Below are 607 nucleotides of genomic sequence, written 5' to 3'. Positions count from 1 at the left end.
ATATAATAGCCGCCGGTCGCGTGCATCGCCGGATTGCAGCTGCCCGACACATGGATCATCGCCGGCACGTCCAGCTCGACCATCTTCTCGTAGAAGGGATACCAGTAACGGTCGGTGAGCGGCGGATGCTGGAAATGACCGCCGCCCGGATCGGGATTGAGGTTGCAGCCGATAAAGCCCATGTCGACGCAGCGTTCCAGCTCGGCAATGCTGTTGGCCATGTCCGCCTTGGGCGACTGGGGCAGCATGCACACGCCGACGAAGGTTTCGGGGAACAGGCCGACGACGCGCGCGATCAGGTCGTTGCAGCGCATCGCCCATTCCTTCGCCACCGCCGCGTCGCCGACATGGGGGGCCATGGCCGAAGCGCGCGGCGAGAAGATGGTGAGGTCGGCGCCACGTTCCTTGATCAGGCGCAGCTGGTTCGCCTCGATCGTCTCGCGGATTTCGGCATCGCTGATGTCGGGATAGGCGGGGGCAGGCACGCCCGCCTTGAATGCCGCCTTCTGCTCCTCGCGCCAGGCGTCATGCCCCTTGGGCAGCACGGTATAATGGCCGTGGCAGTCGATAATCATGGTCATGCCGCGTCGGCCTTTCCTGTCTGTTC

Annotated in this window: 1 protein-coding gene; it reads right to left on the bottom strand. The window is 64.1% G+C overall.

Annotated elements, in window-relative coordinates; genetic code table 11:
- The coding region (locus JQK15_RS26560) for an amidohydrolase family protein (protein WP_214869670.1) at positions 1-581 on the bottom strand (581 nt) is incomplete at its 3' end.
- Positions 582-607: the final 26 nt, after the last annotated feature.

It is taken from the genome of Sphingobium sp. BHU LFT2, assembly GCF_018604485.1.
In the GTDB taxonomy this organism is placed as follows: Bacteria; Pseudomonadota; Alphaproteobacteria; order Sphingomonadales; family Sphingomonadaceae; genus Sphingobium; species Sphingobium yanoikuyae_A.
The sequence above is the reverse complement of the archived record's forward strand: the minus strand, read 5'-3'. Positions and strand labels throughout refer to the sequence as shown.